The following is a 21,461-nucleotide window of genomic DNA, read 5'->3' on the forward strand; positions in this document are numbered from 1 at the left end:
TTTTACTTCCAACCTCATCATATTATTAGCGGTTCAAAAAAATAAATACAATGTAGTGATTTCAATGAAGATTGAAGAGAAAATTAAAAAAACAGCTTTAAACTATGTTGAAGGATGGTATTCAGCGGATAGTAAGCGGATGGAAAAAGCATTACATTCGAAATTGGTTAAAAGAAGATTCGTATCCCCACAAGAAATTTGGGATGTAAATACTCCTTGGATGATTGAAGCGACCGAGGAAGGAAGAGGGAAAATCGATGATATTAATCAAGGTAAGAAAGAAGTAACTATTTTGGATTATTATAACAATATTGCTTCAGTTAAGATAATCTCAGATAAATTTGTCGATTATCTTCATATGGTGTTCATTCAAGGCGAATGGAAAATTGTAGATGTTTTATGGGATTTTGTGAAATAAAATGCAAGACTAACAAATTTTTTTAAGTGATTTGTTCTTTTAGCCAGATATGCCTAAAGAAATATGTCAAGATCGACCCACCGAAGAAGAACTAGAGAATCTTTCAAAAAAAAATATAGCTATGTTAAAAACAGGCTTAGGTATGCCAATGGCTAATCTTCCCGTGGCACCTTTTAGTCAATGGCTAAATGGAAAATTGCTGTCTGTCGATCGTGGAGAAGTTTCTGCAAGGTATCAATTAAGGCCAGAGATGGCAAATCCAACCGGAATTTTGCATGGAGGGCTTCAATGTGCACTTATTGATGAATTAATTGGAATTGCTTGTTTTACGTTAGGATTTCCAGGTTTTCATCTTTCAATTGATATTACAGTGAATTATCTTGGCCGAGTGAAGGTTGATGAAGAAATTACGTGTTATAGCAAAATAATTCGAGAAGGTAATAAAATTGTAAATGCTCAAGCGGAAATTCGCGGTCCTGATAATCGAGTAATTGCGAGTGGTCATTCTAATCTTTTAGTGACCACAAAAGAAGTGGATTTTGTTAAAAATTTTGAACAAAACTAAAGTTCGACAAATTTGACAGCATTTTGATAATTTCTTTTTGCAAAAACTATGCAAAAATAAAATAATCATTCATAAAATGAAAAAAAGGATGATCTTATTTATATTCATCAAAACCATATGAGTTCCATGACATTCTTATTTGTAGTACTAGTTTTAATAGGTATTGCTGCGTCTTCTTTAAACATTTATCATTTTCTAAAAAGACGAAGTGAAAGTAATGAAGATTCCAAGAAAATTCAGACATATTTCATCATTTATCACATGTTCTTTATAATAGCAATCATATTTCTATTTATATCTGATTTTGCAGATGAATCGTTTACTTCTTATTCACTTGTGATTGCAATTACAATGAGTTCTTCCTTATTAGCTGCCACATTTGCAATTCAGGCACATTTGGAATACAACATTAAAATTGCTCGAATCATAGTATTGAGTGGATTTACTCTTGGTTTAATACTCATGATGATTGAAATAATTACAGACATAGAGTTTCAAATAATAATATTGATCATAAATGGCATTATCACTGTAATATCTATTGGATTTTTAATTTATTATCTAATTAAAGCGCCATTATCACCATTATTTGGATTTTTAATTTCCCAAATTCTTACAATTATATTCCATTCCTCAGGAATTTTGAATGAAAATGGCAGAGCACTTCTCTACATCATACTAAGCATTATAATGTATTTGGGATATAAAAATAAGTATAGCTTTATTGAGAAAATTAAAAAATAATATGAATTTTTCCCATTTTTTAAAGTTTAAATTTATTTTTCATTTATTTGGCCAAAAAAAAAAAATATTTGGAATTATAGACCATTTAATTCATTATCTAATATTGTTTGGAATTTTCATTAAGAATAATAGAAACCCCATGAGAATTATTGTTTTATTTGACCATTTGTCGTTACAACTGTGATTCGAAGGGGTATTTTTGGACCTTTTCCAGCCTTTTCTAGCGCCATTTTTGCAATCCGCAATAATCCGGAACAACATGGGACTTCCATAATAACCACGTGGAGAGAATGAATAGCATTTAATTCAAATATTTTCGCAAGTTTTTCAATATAATGGGTAGAATCATCCAATTTTGGACAACCAATCATCAAAGTATGATCCTTGACAAATTCTCTATGGAAATTTGGATAACTTGCAGTTACACAATCCGCAGCTAACAATACATCCGAATCATTAAAATATTTCGCTTGTAATGGAAGTAAATTTATCTGAATTGGCCAATTCCGAAGTTCTGATCTTTGTGAGGCTTGAGAACTTGTTTCAAGTATACTTTCTGAAGTAGATATGGGGTTTAACATTCGACTTAAAGATCCAGGACATCCCGACACGATTTTCGGAATTTTTACTTGATTTGATAGTTTATTATTAAATTTTTCTTGAACATCTGCAGAGCCACAATCACAAGTTGGTTCATCTGTCTTGGAAATATTGGGAACTACGATTTTATTCTCATTTAAATATTCAATGGCTTGATTATAGAGTTCTGATTCACCGTGATGATTTAGATGTTCAAGATGAGCTTTAATCGTATTTACTCCTTGTTTTACAATATTTGCCATAACTATTTTTTCATTATACGCTTCTGCTTCTCGAGTAACTGTTGTAATTGCCCCTTCAGGACAATGTCCTAGACATGCACCCAATCCATCACAAAATAAATCGCTGACTAACCGAGCTTTTCCATCTATTATTTGAATTGCTCCTTCGGGACAATTAGGAATGCAAGCACCACATCCATTACATAATTTTTGATTAATGTTAATAATTTGACGTTTCATTGTAACCACCAGTACCTACTTCATTTAAAATGTGGATTCAACTTGATAGCTTGTACGAACGGATTCGGATTTTTTTTATAAAATCCAAAAAGAACTTTTCTTAACCTTTAATAAGGCAGTCAAAAAGAACAATTACTCATAAAATAAGCGAATATCTTTTTTAATTAGAGTCAAATTATCTTGGGCAAATTTTTGGATGTTCGGATCAGAGTTCTTCAACAACATAATCAAGTGTTCTTCCAATAACATCGGAGGTTGTTCCATAGCGGTGCTGATAACATCTCTATAATTAATAATTTGGTCAAAAATGGACTCTGTTGACGCTCCTTCCTTTTTTGATAGAATGTTTTTTTCTTTACTCATTTTTTTTTCCCTCTTAAACTCACGTATATTAAAAAACTGTTTTGTTTATTGAAATTAAGTAGTTCAGCTATATATGGTTAAGCCATATAAATTCAATGAGAATTATAAAATATAATAACAACTTTAATTCGATTAAAACAAATGGAGAAATTAATGAATTTTCTCATTACTAAGAGAATCAATGCATAATAAAACTATTGGCAGAGTTAAACTAAAATTGACTTTGATATGGAAATTAAAAAAAAAAAAGAGATGTTATACTATTCTCACAAGCCGAACAGAATTCAAAATTCGAATGCAATCTCCCTGTGGCCCATGACCTTCAGTATAATCATCGGGATCTCCTACCTTAGGATCACTTCGTTGGGAGCCAGCACCATGCACATCCTGCCATTCACCATCCATGTATCCTAAGGATTCACCAAATGCGACATACGCAGCATTTGCTCCAAGCCCATTTGAGGATGCATGAGTTGTTCCTGACCAATAGAAAGCATAATCATCAACATTTAGTTCATTGGTTATGATCGTGCAATTAAAGAGAGGATCAATGGCTGCAGAATCTGTAGTATCTGGGCATCTAGAATAATCCACAATACTTTGTAATTCTTTAACATTCGGTAAGCACCAATCGCTATATCCTAAATAGTTTTCAGCATTTTTTTGTTGAACCCAAGCTAAAGCATCTTCCCAAAGCATTGATTCACCACTATCTTCTTGTGCCCACATCAATCCGGTGGCATTATCGGTTATCGTCTTATCGGTATTATCAATAAATTCATTTTGACCATATTCAAGATTTCCTCGCACATACATAACGGTAAAAAGCTTTCCATCTGGCTGACCTGGCATTGTTCCAGTCCCATATCCTTTTATTCTTCCGTCCGCGAAATTCACTCCAAAGACTGTTTCAGCTCCATCCATAGTGGTACTTTCATAAACTGTACTACTCACATATTGAGCATCAATAATTCGTTCCCTATTTGCAGTATCCCCATATTCAAAGACAAAATAATCGGTATCGATGAAAGGCACGAGATTTGATGTATCATCACCTTCTTCCCCGCTAGGATCTTCTCCAGTAAAGAGAATTAGAGAATATAATTCCTTTATAGTTGGCAAACGCCAATCATCATATTGAGATAATACGAAACTATCTGCCCCACTCACAGCATCATCATAAGTCATTTTTTCACCAGGATCTTGTTGCCACATTAATCCTGTGTTCAAGTCGGTGACTGTTCCATCTTCATTATCTACATAAGATGCGGAAAATCGAGTATATTGAGCATCTTGCCCATAAAAATCATCTCCTAGAGATGGTTCTAAAATCGACTCAAGATTTCCAAAGAACGTGGTCTGGCCAGTATCAACAATCGCATATGAGAAATTGTTTGTTTTTTCAACCACAGTATTAGATACTTCTGCATCCTTTGCACCATTATAGAGTAAGCCAACAACAACTGCAGAAATAATAATAACTACACTAAGTAAGCTAATTAAAGCTACTTTACGATATTTTGGATCCATAAATTTTCATTTCCTAAGATTACTGCTATTCGGAAGAAGTAAAGTACGATATATAAACCATGTTTAACCTTTGGTCTATACTAGTTGACCTTTGTTCTGTTAGAAATAGTATGTTAAAAAATTATTTTTCAATTTTGAAAATGAATTACCTCAAAACCAAAAAATTATCAATCAACAAGAAGTTAGTTTTCCTATGGTTGGTTCGAGTACGACTTCGAAATTACTTATTACTTTTCCAAACAAATTATGGTTAGGGGAATTAAGCCGGGAATTTCCCTATTTTCAATTTGAAATTAAAGCCTTTGTCCCAATTAGTCATGATCCATTTATAGGCAACTCTCTAATCACTATAACTGGTCATAAGCCATCCCAAATACTGCCTAAATTAGATACTCATCCTTCTTTAGTAAAATATTCAATAATGGAACAAAATGAATCCTTCATTTCAATAAATACACAAACAAACGATCAATTTTTATTGATGTCTATTGTAAAAAATTTAATTTTAGTTCAACTTCCTTTTAAAATTGCCAATGGAATTGCTGAATTTATTATTTCAAGCACCCGCGAAAATATAGACAAATTTATTGACGATCTTACCTCTAAAGGAATATCAGTTGAAATTAAAAGTATTGGGCATTTTTCAGAAGATTTGTTGAAGGAAGAATTGACATCACGGCAGTTCTTCATTTTTCAAGAAGCAAAAAAGGCGGGATATTATGATGTTCCTCGGAAAATTACCCTTACGGATCTAGCTCAGAATTTAGATATTGCAAAATCATCACTATCTTCGATGTTACAAAGAATTCACAACAAACTCTTAGGATATATTGGATAAAATAATAAAAAAAAAGTGTAAGGTATTATTGCCCAGTCATTATCGCTGCAACATCGGTTTCAGCAGTAGTGATTCCTTTTAATCCAAAGGTTTCAATAATAATTTTTGCGACATTTGGGGAGAGGAATGATGGAAGGGTTGGTCCCAGTCGAATATTTTTAACACCCAAGTGAAGTAATGCTAATAGAACGATTACAGCCTTTTGCTCATACCATGCAATATCAAAGGATAAAGGTAAATCATTAATAGAGTCCATTTCAAAAACTTCTTTAAGTTTTAACGCAATAACTGCTAAAGAATAGGAATCATTACACTGTCCAGCATCCAAAACTCGTGGAATTCCTCCAATATCCCCAAGATTTAATTTATTGTAACGAAATTTGGCACAGCCTGCAGTTAAAATAATCGTCTCTTTAGGTAGTTTTTCAGCAACGTCGGTGTAATAATTTCTTGATTTCATTCTACCATCACATCCTGCCATGACAACAAAACGCTTAATTGCACCTGATTTTATAGCATCAACAATTTTATCAGCTACAGAAAGCACAGAATTATGAGCAAATCCTATTGGAATTGTACCTGTTTCTAATTCTATCGGAGGATTTAATTTTTTGGCCATTTTAATAATTGCAGAAAAATCCTTAGGATTACCATCTTCACGTTCAGCGATCCGTTTTGTTCCTGGAAAAGCGACATTTCCGGTCACAAAAACACGATCTTTATAAGATTTCTTTGGTGGAACTAAACAATTGGTAGTAAATAGAATCGGCCCATTGAAAGATTCAAATTCTTTCGTTTGATGCCACCATGAACCTCCGTAATTTCCCACCAGATGTTTAAACTTTTTTAAACCAGGATAAGCATTTGCGGGTAACATTTCACCATGAGTATAAATATCTATTCCTTCTTTTTCAGTTTGCTGCAATAATTCATAAAGATCTAGCAAATCATGGCCTGTTATTAAGATTGCAGGCTTATTCCCAACTCCAAGATTAACATCTGTTGGTTCAGGGTGTCCGTAAGTTGTGGTATTTGCTTGATCTAATAAAGCCATCACTTTAACTCCAAAAGCCCCTGTATCATCTACGAGTTTGAGTAATTCATCTATAGTTAAATCAGTTCGTAGCATCGTTGCTAAAGCGGATTCTATAAATTTCCAAATTTCGGTATTTTCATATCCAAGGGGAAGAGCATGATCTGCATAAGCCGCAATTCCCTTAAGACCATATAAAACAAGTGAAATTAAAGCTCTAATATCTTCATTGGCTATTGCATTTTGATTTACTGCATATCCTTTTTCCGTTAAATGATTTAAACTTTCAATATTTACTTCTTCATTCCAATTAGCGGCTTCAGGAATATTTTCAGAAAATTCTTCATTATTTTTCTTGGAGAACTCCTTTAAGAAAAGAGATTTCATGTCTTCTTTTAATTTTAAACCTTCTGCTAATTTAATTAAAGCCCAATCTAAATCAAAATTTGCATTTGTAATAGTTGCAAACAAAATTTTGATTATATAATGCGAAATCTCACTTTGCTGTAAATCAAGATTTCGTGCTTTTGTCTGCCAATAGGCTAATCCTTTGAGATTGTATATTAATAAATCTTGGAGATTTGCAACATCGGCCTTAATTCCGCAAATGCCATTTACCGTGCATCCTTTGCCTCCAGAAGCTTCTTGGCATTGGTAACAAAACATTTTCATTTTATTTTCATGCTCCATCGAATTCAATTTAGTAAAGAATTCTTCAAGTGATCTCTACCTTCAAAAAATGAAGAATTATCACACGAACATGTTCGGAAATGCCAAATCTTGAATAACGAATAAGTGAAAAGTATTAAATTATTATAAATTAAAATCAGTTTTTTTATTTTCAGGTAGGATTTTTCCTGAAACGAGCCCACATATTTTGGAAAAATTGGATTTCTTCTTAAAACCAAACTTTTTACCTTCTCTAGAAATATTATTGCTATGCCTTTAGATCCCAAAAAAATTTTGGAATTATATGAAAAAGCGGAGAAGTTATATCTAACAGATCCAATTGAAGCGGAAAAAATTTACGAAAAATTACTTCTTCAAGATACAAATCAACAACAAATTGTGAGATATAATATTAAACTGGGATCTATTAAAGAGAAGAAAGGAGAGAATGAGGAAGCAAGGAAGTTATTCTTAGAAGCAAAATCAATTTCCGAGAAAATGGGATATCAATTTGAACTCGCAGAAGTTCTCCATGAAATAAGCAATTTTTCAATGAATGAAGGAAAATTGGATAAATCGATAAAATTAGCGAAGGAAGCTCTAAATATATTTCTAAGTTTGGAAAAAAAAGATGAAGAAATTAAAACCAGAACCACTTTAGCCTATGTTCTATATTTAAACGCCCAAATTGATGAGGCAAGAAATTTATTTGATGAAAATATTGAGAAAGTTAACGATAAAAGGGTATCAACTATGCAAAAAGCACGACTTTTTAATAGTTGTGGGTGTTTCTATGAGTCCGAAGGTAATGTTGAAAAAACTACTGCTTTTTATGAGAAAGCAAATAAATTATTCAATGAAATAGGCGCAACAAGAGGTATTTGTGTGACTTTGGCAAATCTTGGAGAAAGTTATTTATTGACAGGAGAAATGAAGAAAGCAGAAAATGCATTTCTTAGAGGGATTGCTATAGCCAAGAAATACCAATATTATAACCTTCATACAGTTCTATTAGGAGGCTATGCCAATTATTTTATGAATTTAGGAGATTTACAAAGTGCTCAAATTCATTTTGAAAAATCTATGAAAATGCTTGAATCTACTCAGCGATACCGATCTAAAGAAGAAACTCTTTACAAGTATTCATTATATTGGATGATGAAAGGAAATACACCAAAAGCCAAAGAATTTTTGTTAGAAGCGCTTAAGATTATAAAGGAATTCAATATCACCGATTTTGCTGTTGAAGTTCTAACTTCACTTTCTGAAATCAGTTTAGGTTTTAGAAATTTCGATCAAGCAAATAGTTACCTGCAAGATGCTGATCAATATGCATGGAAAAGAAAATCTGATATAGATTTTGCAAAAATATTGATTCAAAAATCTCGAAAAGAATTGGTATTACAACAACTGGATGAGGCAAAAATGAATTTAACAAGAGCAAACTGGATTTCAGAATCTAAACATAACCTCGGATTGCAGATTAATACGTTACTCCTTCTAACTTTAGTTTATCTTAATAAATTTCAAAAAGATTCAAGTAGTGATAATTTTGATAAAGCAATGTATTATATTACCAAATCAATTGATCTTTCACGCGGAAAAGGTTTGATTCCAAAATTAATCAACTCTTTAATCATTCAAGGGATGCTTTATAGTTGTGAAAAAAATGGTGATAAAGTCAAATTAATATTTGAAGAAGCAATTTCATTGGCAGAGCAGTATAACATTCCAAATTTAGTTAGAATTTCCAAAGAATCTTATGCTTTTTCTTCAAGAAAGCTTAAGATAAAAAAAGAAGATGATGATAAAAATATATCCAATAATTTCTATCTACAGATCGCGATTGATGAAATTAAAAGTGCAACTCGAACTTTTAATCAGAAAAGCTTAAAATCTGAGGATTTAAACAAAATTCATCTTGTATTATTTAAAGTTGATGAAATTAAAGGCCCAGATGTTGTTTTAGCAGACAATTTAGATCCTTATGACACTCATTGGCATAAAGATCTAATTTTGAGCGGTGCATTATATGCTTCAGCTTTAGGACAAGGTCATAAATATCATGAAGGGTTATTTGGATTTTTACCTTTTGGGGGGGAAAACTTAAGGGCGATGGTTTATGCTGTGAGAATTAAAGATGGTTCTCAAAAATCTTTCCGACAAGCTGGAAAAGCATATTTCTTATTTACTTTGATCTTTCCAGAGGATTTCAAGCATTTATTCTTGGATCGTCAGCAAATGGAACTTGTGTTCTCAGAGGAAATATCTATGTTAGAGGATGCATCTGAACTAACCCAAAAAAAATTGATAGACATTAGTAATCATGTTCTTACCAAATTAACCAAAGATTTAATTTAACAAATGTAATTCATCAATTTTTAATTTAACATCTAAATGGTGCCCATTTTTTTGGAAGATGAATTTTAGATAAGTTAAGGGTACTTTCTTATTATATATTTCAAACGACAGCTTTATTTAGAAAGCATAAGTGTTTTGAATAATGGATTTCAAGGAAGATCAAATATTAGATCTACGAGGAAGGCAATGCCCCATGACATTCGTCTATACTAAAGTTGCTTTAGAGAATTTAGCAACGGGCAAGGTACTGAAAGTAATCCTCGATTTTAGATCTGCGTTTTCAAATGTTCCCAAGTCTGTGAAAAAGCAAGATTTAGGAGATGTTATTCAAGAAATTGAAAATAGTGGGATAAAAACGATATGGATTCGGCGAAAATAACTAATTAAAGAGAACATTTCTTCGTTTGCACTTTATTCAGTGTTTCACCATAATCTTCGCTTTTATAGTACGCAAACTGTGGATCCGAACACGCCTTACATGTTTTATCTCGATAAATATTTATAAAATCAAAAGAACTCATTAAAAGGTCAAATGAAAACATCCCATCAATGTATTTTAATGGGATCCCCAACAAAGATTTGATGCATTCATTAGCTTGAAGAACTCCTGCAAAATTTGGAATTGTACCCATCACTCCTACTCCAGAACAAGAAGTGCTTTCGTCAAGTTCATATATATTTCTAAAAATACACCGATAACATGTTGTTTTTCCTGGTACCACAGAAATGATCTGCCCAAACCACTGCACCACACCCGCAATCGTAAATGGAATTCCATGATAAATGCATGCATCATTAATGAGAAATTTGGTGGCAATATTATCACTTGCATCTAGAACATAATCGCAACCTTCCAAAATTCCTTGAATATTGTCTTTATCCAAGAATTTCTTTATTGGAATAACTCTAACATCTGGATTCATATCCCCTATCTTTTCCATTAAACTATCCACCTTAAATTTACCAATATCAGAAGTATAATGCATTGGTTGCCGGGGAAGATTCGTTAATTCAACGTGATCTCCATCAATTAGCTTGAGTGTCCCAACCCCCATGGAAGCGAGCATTTGAGCAATTGGACAACCTAATCCTCCTGCACCAACAATTGCCACTGTGGAAGAAAGAAGGGCTTTCGTGCCTTTTGATCCAACTTCCCGTAACAAAATTTGTCGTGAGTATCGTTCAATTTGGTCCATTGTGAGTGTATTTTTTTCCAATGTTAATTTCTCCTTTTTCACCATAGTTATATTCGATATTCTTTAATAATTTCTTCGATATTTGGGCTTTTTTCCAGTGAAAAGTTTTTAAAATCTGAATTATTACTGAAAACTTCCATGTAATTCGTATTTTCTTCTGTATCAGAATATCTTAGAGTTATTTGGGCAGGTAAAATCAGATCATCTTGTTTTTTGGGTTTAAAAATTAAAGTCATTGGGGAACTAACGTCCTTTGTTTCTATGAGTACATCTGTACTTGAAGCCCATGTTTTTAACTTTATATTTTCATCTTGGTTTTTCCCCACTATAAATTTAAGCCCTTGGTGACGAAAATGACGTCCAATGCGTAGAAATTTCATATCTGCCATTTTAGGATTCTCTGTGAAGTAAAAATAATCTCTTAAACGATTTGCAAAGTTTTTATCTGTCAAACGACAACCACCTCCCGCACAATATTGTTCAATCAGATTGAAATTGCGTCCAAGCTCCACTTGAATATTTCTCCGTCTTCCTTGAATATCCAATAAAAGTGAACGATCGATAATGCCTTCGTTTTCCATGATGGTTGGGACTAATAATTTGGCGGATAATGGCCGTAATATCCGTCCGGCTAATCCCGCTTCATTTTCAATGGTTTTTAATGCACGAATCATTTGAGATTTAGGTCTTTGACCTAAAACTTCACCCGTGATTATAAATTGCGCCCCAATTTCATTCATATAGTCTTTGGCTCTTTTTAATATATGAATTCGGCAATCAATACATGGATTAATATTTTTACCGTAAGTAAATTTCGGATTTTTTACTAAACGTAAATAATCATCGTCTTTACTTACATGTTTGATTGGAATTTCTAACTTTTCAGCAAAAATCGCTGCGCTACAACCTCCTGAAGAACATGTACAAAATGGAGAATGAAAAGTCATGGCATAAACATCAATACCTTGGTCGATGATTAATTTCACCGCAATAGCGCTATCTAATCCTCCAGAAACGAGTGCAACGGCCCTAATCTTTTTTGTGTTTTGGGGAATATTTTTTGTTTTTGAGATTTTTTCTAAGTTACGAGGGAAAGATTCTCCTTGTGATAATTCCATTAAGAAAAAAAGAAATTCAATATTCTTGTAGTTATTGTTTATGAAAAATAATGAAATCCTTCATTTTAGTTTTAATTCTCTATATCTTTCAATATTCCCGTGAAATTAATTGAAATTTTCACAAATTTTCCTATTCATTATATAAATAAATAAGCAAAAATGCCTAAAATCTTTCCTTTTATTATCACAACCAATAATTATCCGTGCGAGTAATTTCTCAATAGGTATTTATTATGACAAATGAAATTAATCCCACACAAAGTCTTGATTGCATTGGATTTTTCTGTCCAGAACCATTGTTCCAAACGCGTCAAGAAATAGATGGACTCGAAATAGGGGATGTTCTGGAAGTTTTAGCTGATGATCCAGCAGCTGAAGAAGATATCGCCCGATTTTGTAAACGAACTGGACATCAATTGTTAGAATTAGAGAAAATTGGGAAAGAATTTCGATTTCTAATTAAAAAAACAAAGTAAGGAGAGAGACAAAAATGGAAAAAAAAAAAAAAGATTCATTATTATATATACAAACGAGCGACGATCCTGAGCGCCAATATTCACCTTTTGTGTTAGCACAATCAGCAAAAGCTATGGATATTGAAGCTCAAATTTACTTTTTAGGTCAAGGACTACGCATTTTAAAACCTGATGCAGCTGAAGCATTAAAAATGGGTGATTTCCCAACAATTAAAGAAATGATCGAAAATACTCTCAAAATGGGTATTCCAATTTATGTGTGCGAAGCTTCCAAAAAAATGCTTGGATGGGACAAAGTGGAATTAGTAGATGGCTTGAAAATAGTAGGTGCCGCAACTCTAAATGATTTAGTCCTTGATGCTGGCGGAACAATGTGGTTTTAAAGTTTTTTGATAGTTTTTAGTAAAATTATATTTAATGGAGATGAAATAGGATGAATAATAAAAATATATACATGGATTATCAGTCAGCGAAACCAGTGGATGCAGAAGTGATTGATTCGATGAATGAATATCATCAAACTCGATATGGAAATCCTTCTTCCCTCCATAAAATTGGTGATGATGCTACAGAAACTCTCGATTCAAGTCGGGAAACGATTGCAAAATGGATTCATGGAGAAAAAGATGAGATTTTATTTACAAGTGGTGCAACTGAAAGTATTAATTTAGGAATAATAGGGTATGCTCTGCGTAATAAGCGTAAAGGAAATCATATCATAATGTCTGAAGTGGAGCACATTTCGCTTCATAACATTGCAAAATACTTAGAAAGAAATGGATTTCAAATTTCAAAGGTTCCCGTTGATCAATATGGTCGGATAAAATTAAATAAACTTCGGTCTCGGATAAAGGAAGAGACCATTTTAATTTCTGTCCAGATGGCAAATAATGAAATTGGAACAATTCAACCCATCAAAGAAATAGGTGAAATTGCGAAAGAAAAAGGAATCGCTTTTCATACTGATGCGGTGGCTGCAGAAGGACAAATGGATATAGATGTGCAAGCGAATAACATTAATTTAATGACATTATCTTCTAACGATATCTATGGTCCACGAGGAGTCGGAGTTCTGTATATGCAAAAAGGCTTTCGAGTCCAACCTCTTATAATAGGCGGAGGACAAGAACGAGGTTTTCGATCTGGGTCCGAAAACATGCCTGGAATCGTTGGTATGAAAAAAGCAGTTGATATTCTTGAACATAAAATGGGTGCGGAATTAGAACGAATGAAATTATTTCAAAAACTCTTCATTAAGGAAATTTTAGAATCAAACCCCGACACATATTTAAATGGCCATCCAGTACATCGGCTAATTAATAACTCCCATTTTAGATTTGATGGAATCGAAGGGGAATCAATTCTTTTATCCTTCAAGGATAAGAATATCGCAGTGTCCACAGGATCAGCTTGCAGTTCCAAAACACTCGAACCATCACATACTTTAATTGCTACAGGCCTTCTTCATGAAGAAGCACATGGATCATTAGAGTTAACAACTGGTCGATACACCAGCTTAGAAGAAGTAAAAACCGTAATAGAAGAAGTTCCAGGAATCGTAAAACGGTTGCGAGATCTTTCACCTTTATACAAAAAATAATTTTTTATAATTACGAGGAGAATCAAGATGAAATCAACAGAATATTCAGAAAAAGTTTTGGATCATTTTAAAAATCCAAGAAATGTTGGAACGTTATCAGGAGCAAATGTCGCCAGTGGAAGAGTTGGAAATCCTACATGTGGTGATATTATGGAAATTTTCATAGAAGTTAAGGATGAAGTCATCAAAGATATCAAATTTAAAACCTTCGGCTGTGGATCTGCAGTAGCGACTAGCAGTATGGCAACAGTTATGGTAAAAGGTATGACCTTGGATGAAGCTTTGAAAGTAACAAAGAAGGATGTTGCAAATGAATTAGATGGTTTACCCCCAATTAAAATGCACTGTAGTAATTTGGCTGAAGAAGCTTTACATGAGGCGATAAAAAATTACCGAGAAGGTAAAGTTGGGGTGTTTCCAGACCAAGAAAAGAAGGATGAAGAAGAAGAAAAGGTCACACCGATGAATATTAAGGGTGAACTCGATTATTTAGGTAAGGGATTAAGCTATAATGTCACAAACATAGAAGAATTTAGAGACAAGCGTACGTTATTACTCTATACATCAGAGGAAACCATTGAAAAAGCTATTGAACTGACAAAAGTTACTGGCAGAGTTATTCTTCTTTCACCTCAAAAAACCCTCCAAATTTCTTCTGAATTAAAGAAACGCTTAAATCAATCCGATGTTAAAACTCTCCTTGAGTCTCAATTACTTGAAGTAATGGGTGAAGGAGAAGTCGAAAAAGTTAAAATTTTAAACTTAGATGAAGACGAAACCTATGAATTGTTTATAGATGCCTTAGTTATCTTGCAAGGGATTAAACTCGTGAATCAATGTGCTGATGATGATACATTATTTTCCGAGTAATTTCCATTTTCTATTATTAGAGAATTATTTTTTTTTTGGTTGGAAAAATCGCATTATTTCAACAGAACTAGCTTTTTTATAGATTTTTTTAAAAATAATAACTCATTCAAATTTCATTTCCCAATTTGATTCCTAAACATAATATTGATGTACAATTAGTTCCAAACTTGGAACAAGTTTTATTAATGAATAATTCAAATAACTTAACATGAAAATAAGTCAGAACGTGAACAAATTAGACTTTTTATATGTGTTTTTTGTTATAATTGGGTATTTTCTTAAGTACTACCTTATAATGGTGGATCATTCCATCGTGTTGATAACTTGTATTATCATTTATATCCTGTCAGAAAAGAATCTTGTAAATGACAAGACACAAAAGCTTCATGATAAATGGATATTTCCCTATTTAATTTTCTCAACATTTATATCAATCTTTTCGATCTTCTGGGAAATCTTTGATAAAGACGATTTTTCATTATACCTTGACCTAATTTTTATTGTTGTTGAAATTGCTTCATTAATATTTATTTTTTTAAAATATAAAAAAAGCACAAATAATGAGCTAAGAGAAGCGAAAGATCTAAAATATATGAAAAAAATTGAGAAATTAGATTCCTTCTATTATTGGATATCATACTATTTACGACCAGCGATAATTCTATTCATTTTATTCATTTGTTTAATTAGCGCAATAACTTGGACAAATATGTCATTTTCATCGTTTTTATTGGTAGAATTTAACCAAAGTAAATTATTGCACGTGATAATGATATTACTAGTCTACGGATACTTAGCGTTCTTTTTTATTACTCATTTTTCAATAAATTTAACAAAAAAAAAAGAAAGTTTTGATTTTAACTATAATATTAAAGAAAACTTAGAAGAATCTAAGGACTACAACACAAATAGTGAATTGTTTGAACGAGGAATTTTAAAAATAGGAAAAAAAAGCATTCCAATTACGATATTCTTCTATTTTCCTATTCTGATAGTTGATATGACTTTATTCCTCACCTTGGAAAAAGACTTGATATATTGGACACCCTACAAAGTTATTCCCCAGTTAATTATCCCAGCAATAGGTATCTTGACAATTTTGGGAATGATCTTAAGTTTCAAGGATAATCGCCATAGTTTTCGTATTGAACAGATGTTGATGATTGCAAATTTCATAATGACAATAATTGCAATTATTCCTTCAGATTTTTATTCCGGTTTACAAGCTCTTAAATATATGCCATTATCGGTCGTTCTATTGTGGATCGTTGCTTTTTTACAAATTAGTATTTATCTGGCCCATATCTCCAAGATGGACTTTAGTAATAGAAGTTTAATCATTTTAGAACTAATTTCAATCATATTTTGTTTATTTTTCTGGATAGCAACAGGTGCATATAAATTAGAATTCTCTGCTGGTTATTATACGAGTAATTTATTGATGGATTTTGTAAGAAATCTGTTCTCGCTTGATAATTTCATATTCCTTTTTGTATTAGGTTCACTCATAGAAATACTTGGTGTTTTTGTCAAAAAGCCAAAATTACGTAAATTAATTAATATTATTCAGCTAATTCTATTAATTGGATATATTTTTCTATTTTTCAGATATTCAGTAACATTTAATGAAAATTCATTTTTCTCATGGCCCTCTTTACACTTGCAAAAAATTTTAGGAGTTTTGATGTTTGTTTCTACATATACCAGTTACATCGCCAGAATTTATGAGAAATCTGCAACCAGTAGTAAAGATTTCAGAAAATCTCTGATAATATCGATACTTTTGGTTGGAACAATAATAATAAATTTCTATTCAGTGCTAAACTTACCTTCTGACATTTTTTATAGCACAAGCGCAATTTCCAATGTTAGCTCCGGTTTATTGTTAATGCAAGTTGGTTACAGTATATTAATTATTTCAACAACTTTAATGTCATTCTTCTACAATTCGAAGAAAAAAAGATTAAAAACTAAAGGATTAGTAATTTGGCTTTCAGTCAATATAGTTCTTCAAATATTTCAGATGTGCCTCTGTATTTTTATTTATCAATTTATTTTTGAAGATATTATCTGGTACATGATCTCGAGCATTATAGTATTAACTTTTTGGATATTTACTTTATACTTTCAATTAAAAGCCCCAAAAGAAGTTGTTCTCAAAGAAAATATAGCAATTGTGGAATAATTTTTTCTTTTTTCAAAATCCAGACGCAATATAATCCCAATTTATTTATCAAAATATGAAATAATCATTTCAGTATTATATTCAAATACAACTTTGCCTTGAATTTGATTGTTATAAAAAATATTTTTGAGTTCCTCATACATTGGGGCATATTGAGGATCCTTTTCTAATGGTATGTATGAGGAAGAAAGAGTACGTCCAATAAAACCTTGAAAATCGAGTAATTGCTGGGTTTCAAAGTGATAATATTCATTATGGTTGTTAGGGAAAAAATTTTCAAACAAAAGAGGCTTTTTCAAATAAGCATAATCTGATCCATATTTTAACATAATATCTTCATATATTTCATTAAAAGATGAACCAACTGTTTTTCTTAAATTCCAAACGAGTAAAACGGTACCTCTTGATTTTAATATTCGTTTAAACTCAAAAATGGCTTGCTTCATGTCAAACCAATGAAAAGCTTGCCCTACAGTTATCAGATCTATAGAATCCGATCTCAAAGAAGTAGCTTCGGCAGAACCATTTAATGGTTGAAAATTGGGATAAATCTGAAGTAATTTTGCCGATTCTTGGCGCATTTCAGAATTCGGCTCAATTCCGTAAACCAAATTATTTTCTTTTAAAAAAAGTTCGGATAAAATTCCGGTTCCTGATCCAATATCTGCGATGGTAGTAGTTTCTTGGAGAATTCGTTTTTTTTTTAAGAGATTTATAATCTCATTAGGATAGCTAGGACGAAATTTCGAAAAATATTTACTCCTTGAAGTGAAACGAGTTTTAGGGTCTGGCAGATCAAAATCCATCATATATCATATAAATGTAACTAAATCTACAAAAAAAAATCTGTGCACTCGATTTGTATATATTTCATCCATTACAATAACCATGTAATTGATGTATGTGGTCGAAAATATGTAATTTACACCAACGATCAATTTCTTTACAAATTCAATCACGTTTGATGATTTAGCATTGAAAGGGACATCTTTATTCTTAAAAAGTGTTGTATATGTATATCTACCAAAACAACTTGATTTAATTTTCTAAAATTCTTATTTTTTATACAGATTTAAAAAAAATTCTCAAATTGAAAGAAATTTTAAATGAAAGTGATTTATTATGTCGATAGAATCAAAAATCAAAATATCCCCAAAGTTTAAACTAAATCCAGAGAAAAAAGTTGAGTGTAAAAATCACAGCAAAAAATTTGATGAAAAAACTGATGTTAGCAAAGTTTTCAAAGAAAAAGAATCAAATTGCTTGAATTGTGAACATTATAAAAACAACAATTGTGAGATTCCATCTATAAAAATAAAGAAAATAGCAAAAAACAATAATAAAGTTTTTTGTGATTTCTGTGGTGAAAGAATAGATTCGGTAAACAGTTTGGTTTATGTGGACTACATTGAGTCAAAAAATAATGTAAAAATACCATTGTTATGTTGTACGTGTTTTAAGGCTTTGGAGAATAATAAAATATCTGTAGCATTTGAAAATCTTAAAAAACGAAAAATTTACGAAGATCTATTAGTTTCAGGAGCATTACTAATTGGAAATATAGTATTTCTGGTAATAATCATTAATGGAGCCATTTTGAATCAATCATTAAAGTTGATAGGGTGGTTTTTATTACTTGGAGGATTTGGAGTTTTCTTTTATCTACTCAAGTGGTTTTTGGAGTCGATCAAATATATTAAAAAACTCGGAAGATCTAAGGAGAAATTTAAGAATCTTTACGGATTGGAATAGTTTTTTTTAAAAAACTCAAGGTTTATCTTATGAATGAAAATCACACCTCAAAATTTATGACTAAAAAAAAAACTAATAAAATATTACGAGATTTTACTGAAAAAGGATTATCACTAAAGGAAGAAGAGAATTTTGTCCATGAAATTAAAGAATATGGAATAGAAAATAATTACACAACTCAAAGCATCAACTATCCAAAACTTAAACATTTTATTAGAAGATTTATCACATTTCAAGCATTTTCTGATGATAGCTCCATCCCCCTTCATGTTGTTTTTGAAGATGAAAGATGTGTAAACAACTATTTCTTCCAATATTTGCGAGATGATTTCATAAACCATACTAAACGAAGTACAGTGTTTTTAAATATACGTCGTATTAAACTTAATTCTTTAATTACATGTTTGGTTGCATTATTAGCAGGAATTACTGAAATCTTAATTTTAAAAAATACAATGCTATGGTTAATCGTTTTATCACAGTTCATTAATCTTTTCGTTTTTTCTTTTCCACTACAACCTCTATTATATTATTTTTGGTATTCAATAAAAAGAAAACTACGTTTAGAAAAGATTTATGGGAAATCCAACTGAAAATTATTCTTTTATAACCATATCACTTTTTTTTTGACACTTTTTCATTCAAATTTGCATTTATTAAAAATTAAATTCATTTTGCTAATTAGTCGAGATTTTAAAAGCTGAAATTTCAACTAATATCACCCGCTTCAATTTTTCTATAAAGAGTAAGTTCTTCTTTAGACATTAAAATTTCACCAATACTTACTTTCGCTCCAAGATTTTCAATAGAATTGAGGATTGATTGATGAATTTCATCTTTATTTGGAAAATCTGCTGTTGGCCATACAATAGTTAGAGAGACTTCCTTTCCTTCTACAATAATATCGCGAATCATTCCCATATCTATAAGAGAATATTTCAAAATGGGATGCATTTTTGATTTTAAGATATCCATTACTTCTAAACCAGAAATATTTACATAATTCATTTGTTAGCACCTAAATAATAATAATCTATCATCAAATATCAAGAAAATGAAAAATCAGTAACCTGAATGAAATTAAGATACTCAAATAATAAAATAAAAAGAGAAAAGTGGGGTCGTTATGACCCCACTTAATGGTGTGGAGGTGATCCAGCCGCAGGTTCCCCTACGGCTACCTTGTTACGACTTCTCCCTCCTCACGCAGCACAATTTTAAATCGACCCTGAGGACCAACTTTCAACTATACTGCACTCGGATGGAGCGACGGGCGGTGTGTGCAAGGAGCAGAGACGTATTCACCGTGCGATGATGACACACGATTACTAGGGATTCCACGTTCATGTCGGCGGGTTACAGCCGACAATCCCAACTGAGATATGGTTTCGAGATTGGCTTCTCTTTTCAGAGTCGCAACCCATTGTCCATACCATTGCAGCCCGCGTGTGGCCCGGGGGATTAGGGGCATACTGACCTGCCGTGGCCCACTCCTTCCTCCACCTATATGATGGCAGTCTGCTTAGTGTTCCCAACAAACCCGTAGGCTCTTGGTGGTAACTAAGCATGTGGGTCTCGTTCGTTGCCTGACTTAACAGGATACCTCACGGCACGAACTGGCGACGGCCATGCACCTCCGCTCAGCTTGTCTGGTAAGGTCGTCAACCTGACCTTCATTCTGCTGTCGCCCCCGGTAAGTTTCCCGGCGTTGAGTCCAATTGAACCGCAGGCTTCACCCCTTGTGGTGCTCCCCCGCCAATTCCTTTAAGTTTCACTCTTGCGAGCGTACTTCCCAGGCGGCGCGCTTAACAGTTTCCCTACGGCACTGAAACGGCTCATAGCCCTTCCAACACCCAGCACGCATCGTTTACGGCCAGGACTACCGGGGTATCTAATCCCGTTCGCTCCCCTGGCTTTCGTCCCTCACCGTCAGGCGTGTTCCAGCTTGGCGCCTTCGCCACTGGTGGTCCCCCGAGGATTATCGCATTTCACCGCTACCCCCGGAGTACCCCAAGCCTTTCCCACCCTCTAGTAAGATAGTATTCCTAGCTGACTGATAGTTAAGCTACCAGATTTAACCAGGAACTGTTCAAACCGGCTACGGACACTTTAAGCCCAATAAAATTCCCGACCACTTGAAGAGCTGGTTTTACCGCGGCGGCTGGCACCAGCCTTGCCCTCTCCTTTCTCATAGGGTTATTTACACACCTATAACAGCTAAAAGTTGTTCTCTTAGCACTCCGGGTAACCTTATCACACTGACGTGCATTGTAAAGGTTTCGCGCCTGCTGCGCCTCGTAAGGCCTGGATCATTGTCTCAGTATCCATCTCAGGGCTACCGCTCTCACGGCCCTTATCGATCATAGGCTTGGTGAGCCATTACCTCACCAACTACCATAATCGAAAGCGATCCTATCCTTCAGCGAACATCCCGCAATTGGGAATATCTTTTGATGGAAAACCCTTCCAGGCAGTTCCAACTATGGAGAATTAGCCTCAGTTTCCCGAGGTTATGCTCCACTGAAGGGTAAGTTGATCACTTGTTACTGAGCAGTTCGCCATGGAACAAGCTGTTCCATTCGACTTGCATGGCTTAGTCTTACCCGGATAGCAGTCGGATCTGGCAGGATCAACCAGAGTTATTAATTCGTTCTCGATCCTTCCAAATGTTAAATTATCTCG

The 21,461-nt window shown here is 33.0% G+C and carries 20 protein-coding genes, 1 rRNA gene and 1 pseudogene; 13 read left to right on the plus strand and 9 right to left on the minus strand.

Annotated elements, in window-relative coordinates:
• Window positions 1–64 precede the first annotated feature (64 nt).
• The 3 genes from NEF87_RS01730 (at window position 65) to NEF87_RS01740 (ending at window position 1,727) form a co-directional block, all read left to right on the plus strand.
• On the plus strand, window positions 65–418 hold the full coding sequence (locus NEF87_RS01730; protein WP_457918367.1) for a nuclear transport factor 2 family protein: 354 nt from the start codon (window positions 65–67) through the stop codon (window positions 416–418).
• A gap of 49 nt (window positions 419–467) precedes the next feature.
• Complete coding sequence (locus NEF87_RS01735) at window positions 468–983, plus strand: PaaI family thioesterase (RefSeq protein ID WP_457918368.1); 516 nt, start codon at window positions 468–470, stop codon at window positions 981–983.
• Between the two features lie 126 nt (window positions 984–1,109).
• Complete coding sequence (locus tag NEF87_RS01740) at window positions 1,110–1,727, plus strand: hypothetical protein (RefSeq protein ID WP_457918369.1); 618 nt, start codon at window positions 1,110–1,112, stop codon at window positions 1,725–1,727.
• 146 nt (window positions 1,728–1,873) lie between these two features.
• Here the strand turns inward: NEF87_RS01740 and NEF87_RS01745 are convergent, their stop codons facing one another.
• From NEF87_RS01745 to NEF87_RS01755, 3 genes are all read right to left on the minus strand, one after another.
• The gene (locus NEF87_RS01745; protein ID WP_457918370.1) at window positions 1,874–2,788 is read right to left on the minus strand and encodes an ATP-binding protein; all 915 of its coding nucleotides are present in this window, start codon (window positions 2,786–2,788) and stop codon (window positions 1,874–1,876) included.
• A gap of 132 nt (window positions 2,789–2,920) precedes the next feature.
• Window positions 2,921–3,151, minus strand: a complete 231-nt coding sequence (locus NEF87_RS01750) for a hypothetical protein (RefSeq protein WP_371804665.1) — start codon at window positions 3,149–3,151, stop codon at window positions 2,921–2,923.
• Between the two features lie 255 nt (window positions 3,152–3,406).
• A complete protein-coding gene (locus tag NEF87_RS01755; protein ID WP_457918371.1) occupies window positions 3,407–4,681 on the minus strand; it encodes an Lcl C-terminal domain-containing protein in 1,275 nt (424 codons plus the stop codon).
• 193 nt (window positions 4,682–4,874) lie between these two features.
• Here NEF87_RS01755 and NEF87_RS01760 point away from each other — a divergent pair, with 193 nt between their 5' ends.
• The gene (locus tag NEF87_RS01760) at window positions 4,875–5,519 is read left to right on the plus strand and encodes a helix-turn-helix domain-containing protein (RefSeq protein WP_457918372.1); all 645 of its coding nucleotides are present in this window, start codon (window positions 4,875–4,877) and stop codon (window positions 5,517–5,519) included.
• Between the two features lie 25 nt (window positions 5,520–5,544).
• Here NEF87_RS01760 and hcp read toward each other — a convergent pair whose 3' ends face one another.
• Window positions 5,545–7,218: a hydroxylamine reductase gene (hcp, locus tag NEF87_RS01765; RefSeq protein WP_457920113.1), complete on the minus strand. Its 1,674-nt coding sequence runs from the start codon at window positions 7,216–7,218 to the stop codon at window positions 5,545–5,547.
• Between the two features lie 273 nt (window positions 7,219–7,491).
• Here hcp and NEF87_RS01770 point away from each other — a divergent pair, with 273 nt between their 5' ends.
• Window positions 7,492–9,582, plus strand: a complete 2,091-nt coding sequence (locus NEF87_RS01770) for a hypothetical protein (protein WP_457918373.1) — start codon at window positions 7,492–7,494, stop codon at window positions 9,580–9,582.
• A gap of 142 nt (window positions 9,583–9,724) precedes the next feature.
• Window positions 9,725–9,961 carry a sulfurtransferase TusA family protein gene (locus tag NEF87_RS01775; RefSeq protein ID WP_457918374.1) on the plus strand — a complete coding sequence of 79 codons (237 nt, stop codon included), beginning with the start codon at window positions 9,725–9,727 and terminating at the stop codon, window positions 9,959–9,961.
• A gap of 4 nt (window positions 9,962–9,965) precedes the next feature.
• Here NEF87_RS01775 and NEF87_RS01780 read toward each other — a convergent pair whose 3' ends face one another.
• Both NEF87_RS01780 and NEF87_RS01785 read right to left on the minus strand, forming a co-directional pair.
• On the minus strand, window positions 9,966–10,799 hold the full coding sequence (locus NEF87_RS01780) for a HesA/MoeB/ThiF family protein (RefSeq protein ID WP_457918375.1): 834 nt from the start codon (window positions 10,797–10,799) through the stop codon (window positions 9,966–9,968).
• A 26-nt stretch (window positions 10,800–10,825) separates the two neighbouring features.
• Complete coding sequence (locus NEF87_RS01785) at window positions 10,826–11,896, minus strand: hypothetical protein (RefSeq protein WP_457918376.1); 1,071 nt, start codon at window positions 11,894–11,896, stop codon at window positions 10,826–10,828.
• Window positions 11,897–12,129: 233 nt separating this feature from the next.
• Here NEF87_RS01785 and NEF87_RS01790 point away from each other — a divergent pair, with 233 nt between their 5' ends.
• The 5 genes and pseudogenes from NEF87_RS01790 to NEF87_RS01810 all read left to right on the plus strand — a co-directional run bounded on the left by NEF87_RS01790 (window position 12,130) and on the right by NEF87_RS01810 (window position 17,027).
• On the plus strand, window positions 12,130–12,372 hold the full coding sequence (locus tag NEF87_RS01790) for a sulfurtransferase TusA family protein (RefSeq protein WP_371804672.1): 243 nt from the start codon (window positions 12,130–12,132) through the stop codon (window positions 12,370–12,372).
• A gap of 14 nt (window positions 12,373–12,386) precedes the next feature.
• Complete coding sequence (locus NEF87_RS01795) at window positions 12,387–12,755, plus strand: DsrE/DsrF/DrsH-like family protein (protein WP_457918377.1); 369 nt, start codon at window positions 12,387–12,389, stop codon at window positions 12,753–12,755.
• A 50-nt stretch (window positions 12,756–12,805) separates the two neighbouring features.
• Window positions 12,806–13,972, plus strand: coding sequence for a cysteine desulfurase family protein (locus tag NEF87_RS01800; protein ID WP_457918378.1), 1,167 nt, complete (start codon window positions 12,806–12,808; stop codon window positions 13,970–13,972).
• Window positions 13,973–13,999: 27 nt separating this feature from the next.
• Window positions 14,000–14,404, plus strand: a pseudogene (nifU, locus tag NEF87_RS01805) (Fe-S cluster assembly scaffold protein NifU); the annotation flags it as partial.
• A gap of 646 nt (window positions 14,405–15,050) precedes the next feature.
• Window positions 15,051–17,027, plus strand: coding sequence for a hypothetical protein (locus tag NEF87_RS01810; protein WP_457918379.1), 1,977 nt, complete (start codon window positions 15,051–15,053; stop codon window positions 17,025–17,027).
• A 41-nt stretch (window positions 17,028–17,068) separates the two neighbouring features.
• Here NEF87_RS01810 and NEF87_RS01815 read toward each other — a convergent pair whose 3' ends face one another.
• Window positions 17,069–17,833, minus strand: a complete 765-nt coding sequence (locus NEF87_RS01815; RefSeq protein WP_457918380.1) for a class I SAM-dependent methyltransferase — start codon at window positions 17,831–17,833, stop codon at window positions 17,069–17,071.
• Window positions 17,834–18,149: 316 nt separating this feature from the next.
• On the opposite strand from NEF87_RS01815, the gene NEF87_RS01820 reads away from it, so the two are divergent.
• A complete protein-coding gene (locus tag NEF87_RS01820; protein WP_457918381.1) occupies window positions 18,150–18,779 on the plus strand; it encodes a hypothetical protein in 630 nt (209 codons plus the stop codon).
• A gap of 56 nt (window positions 18,780–18,835) precedes the next feature.
• Window positions 18,836–19,372 carry a hypothetical protein gene (locus tag NEF87_RS01825; RefSeq protein WP_457918382.1) on the plus strand — a complete coding sequence of 179 codons (537 nt, stop codon included), beginning with the start codon at window positions 18,836–18,838 and terminating at the stop codon, window positions 19,370–19,372.
• Window positions 19,373–19,487: 115 nt separating this feature from the next.
• On the opposite strand, the gene NEF87_RS01830 is transcribed toward NEF87_RS01825, so the two are convergent.
• Both NEF87_RS01830 and NEF87_RS01835 read right to left on the minus strand, forming a co-directional pair.
• Complete coding sequence (locus tag NEF87_RS01830; protein WP_371804679.1) at window positions 19,488–19,787, minus strand: iron-sulfur cluster assembly protein; 300 nt, start codon at window positions 19,785–19,787, stop codon at window positions 19,488–19,490.
• A gap of 137 nt (window positions 19,788–19,924) precedes the next feature.
• Window positions 19,925–21,419 (minus strand): 16S ribosomal RNA (locus NEF87_RS01835).
• Window positions 21,420–21,461 lie beyond the last annotated feature (42 nt).

It is taken from the genome of Candidatus Lokiarchaeum ossiferum (assembly GCA_025839675.1).
Taxonomy (GTDB): domain Archaea; phylum Asgardarchaeota; class Lokiarchaeia; order Sigyniarchaeales; family Promethearchaeaceae; genus Lokiarchaeum; species Lokiarchaeum ossiferum.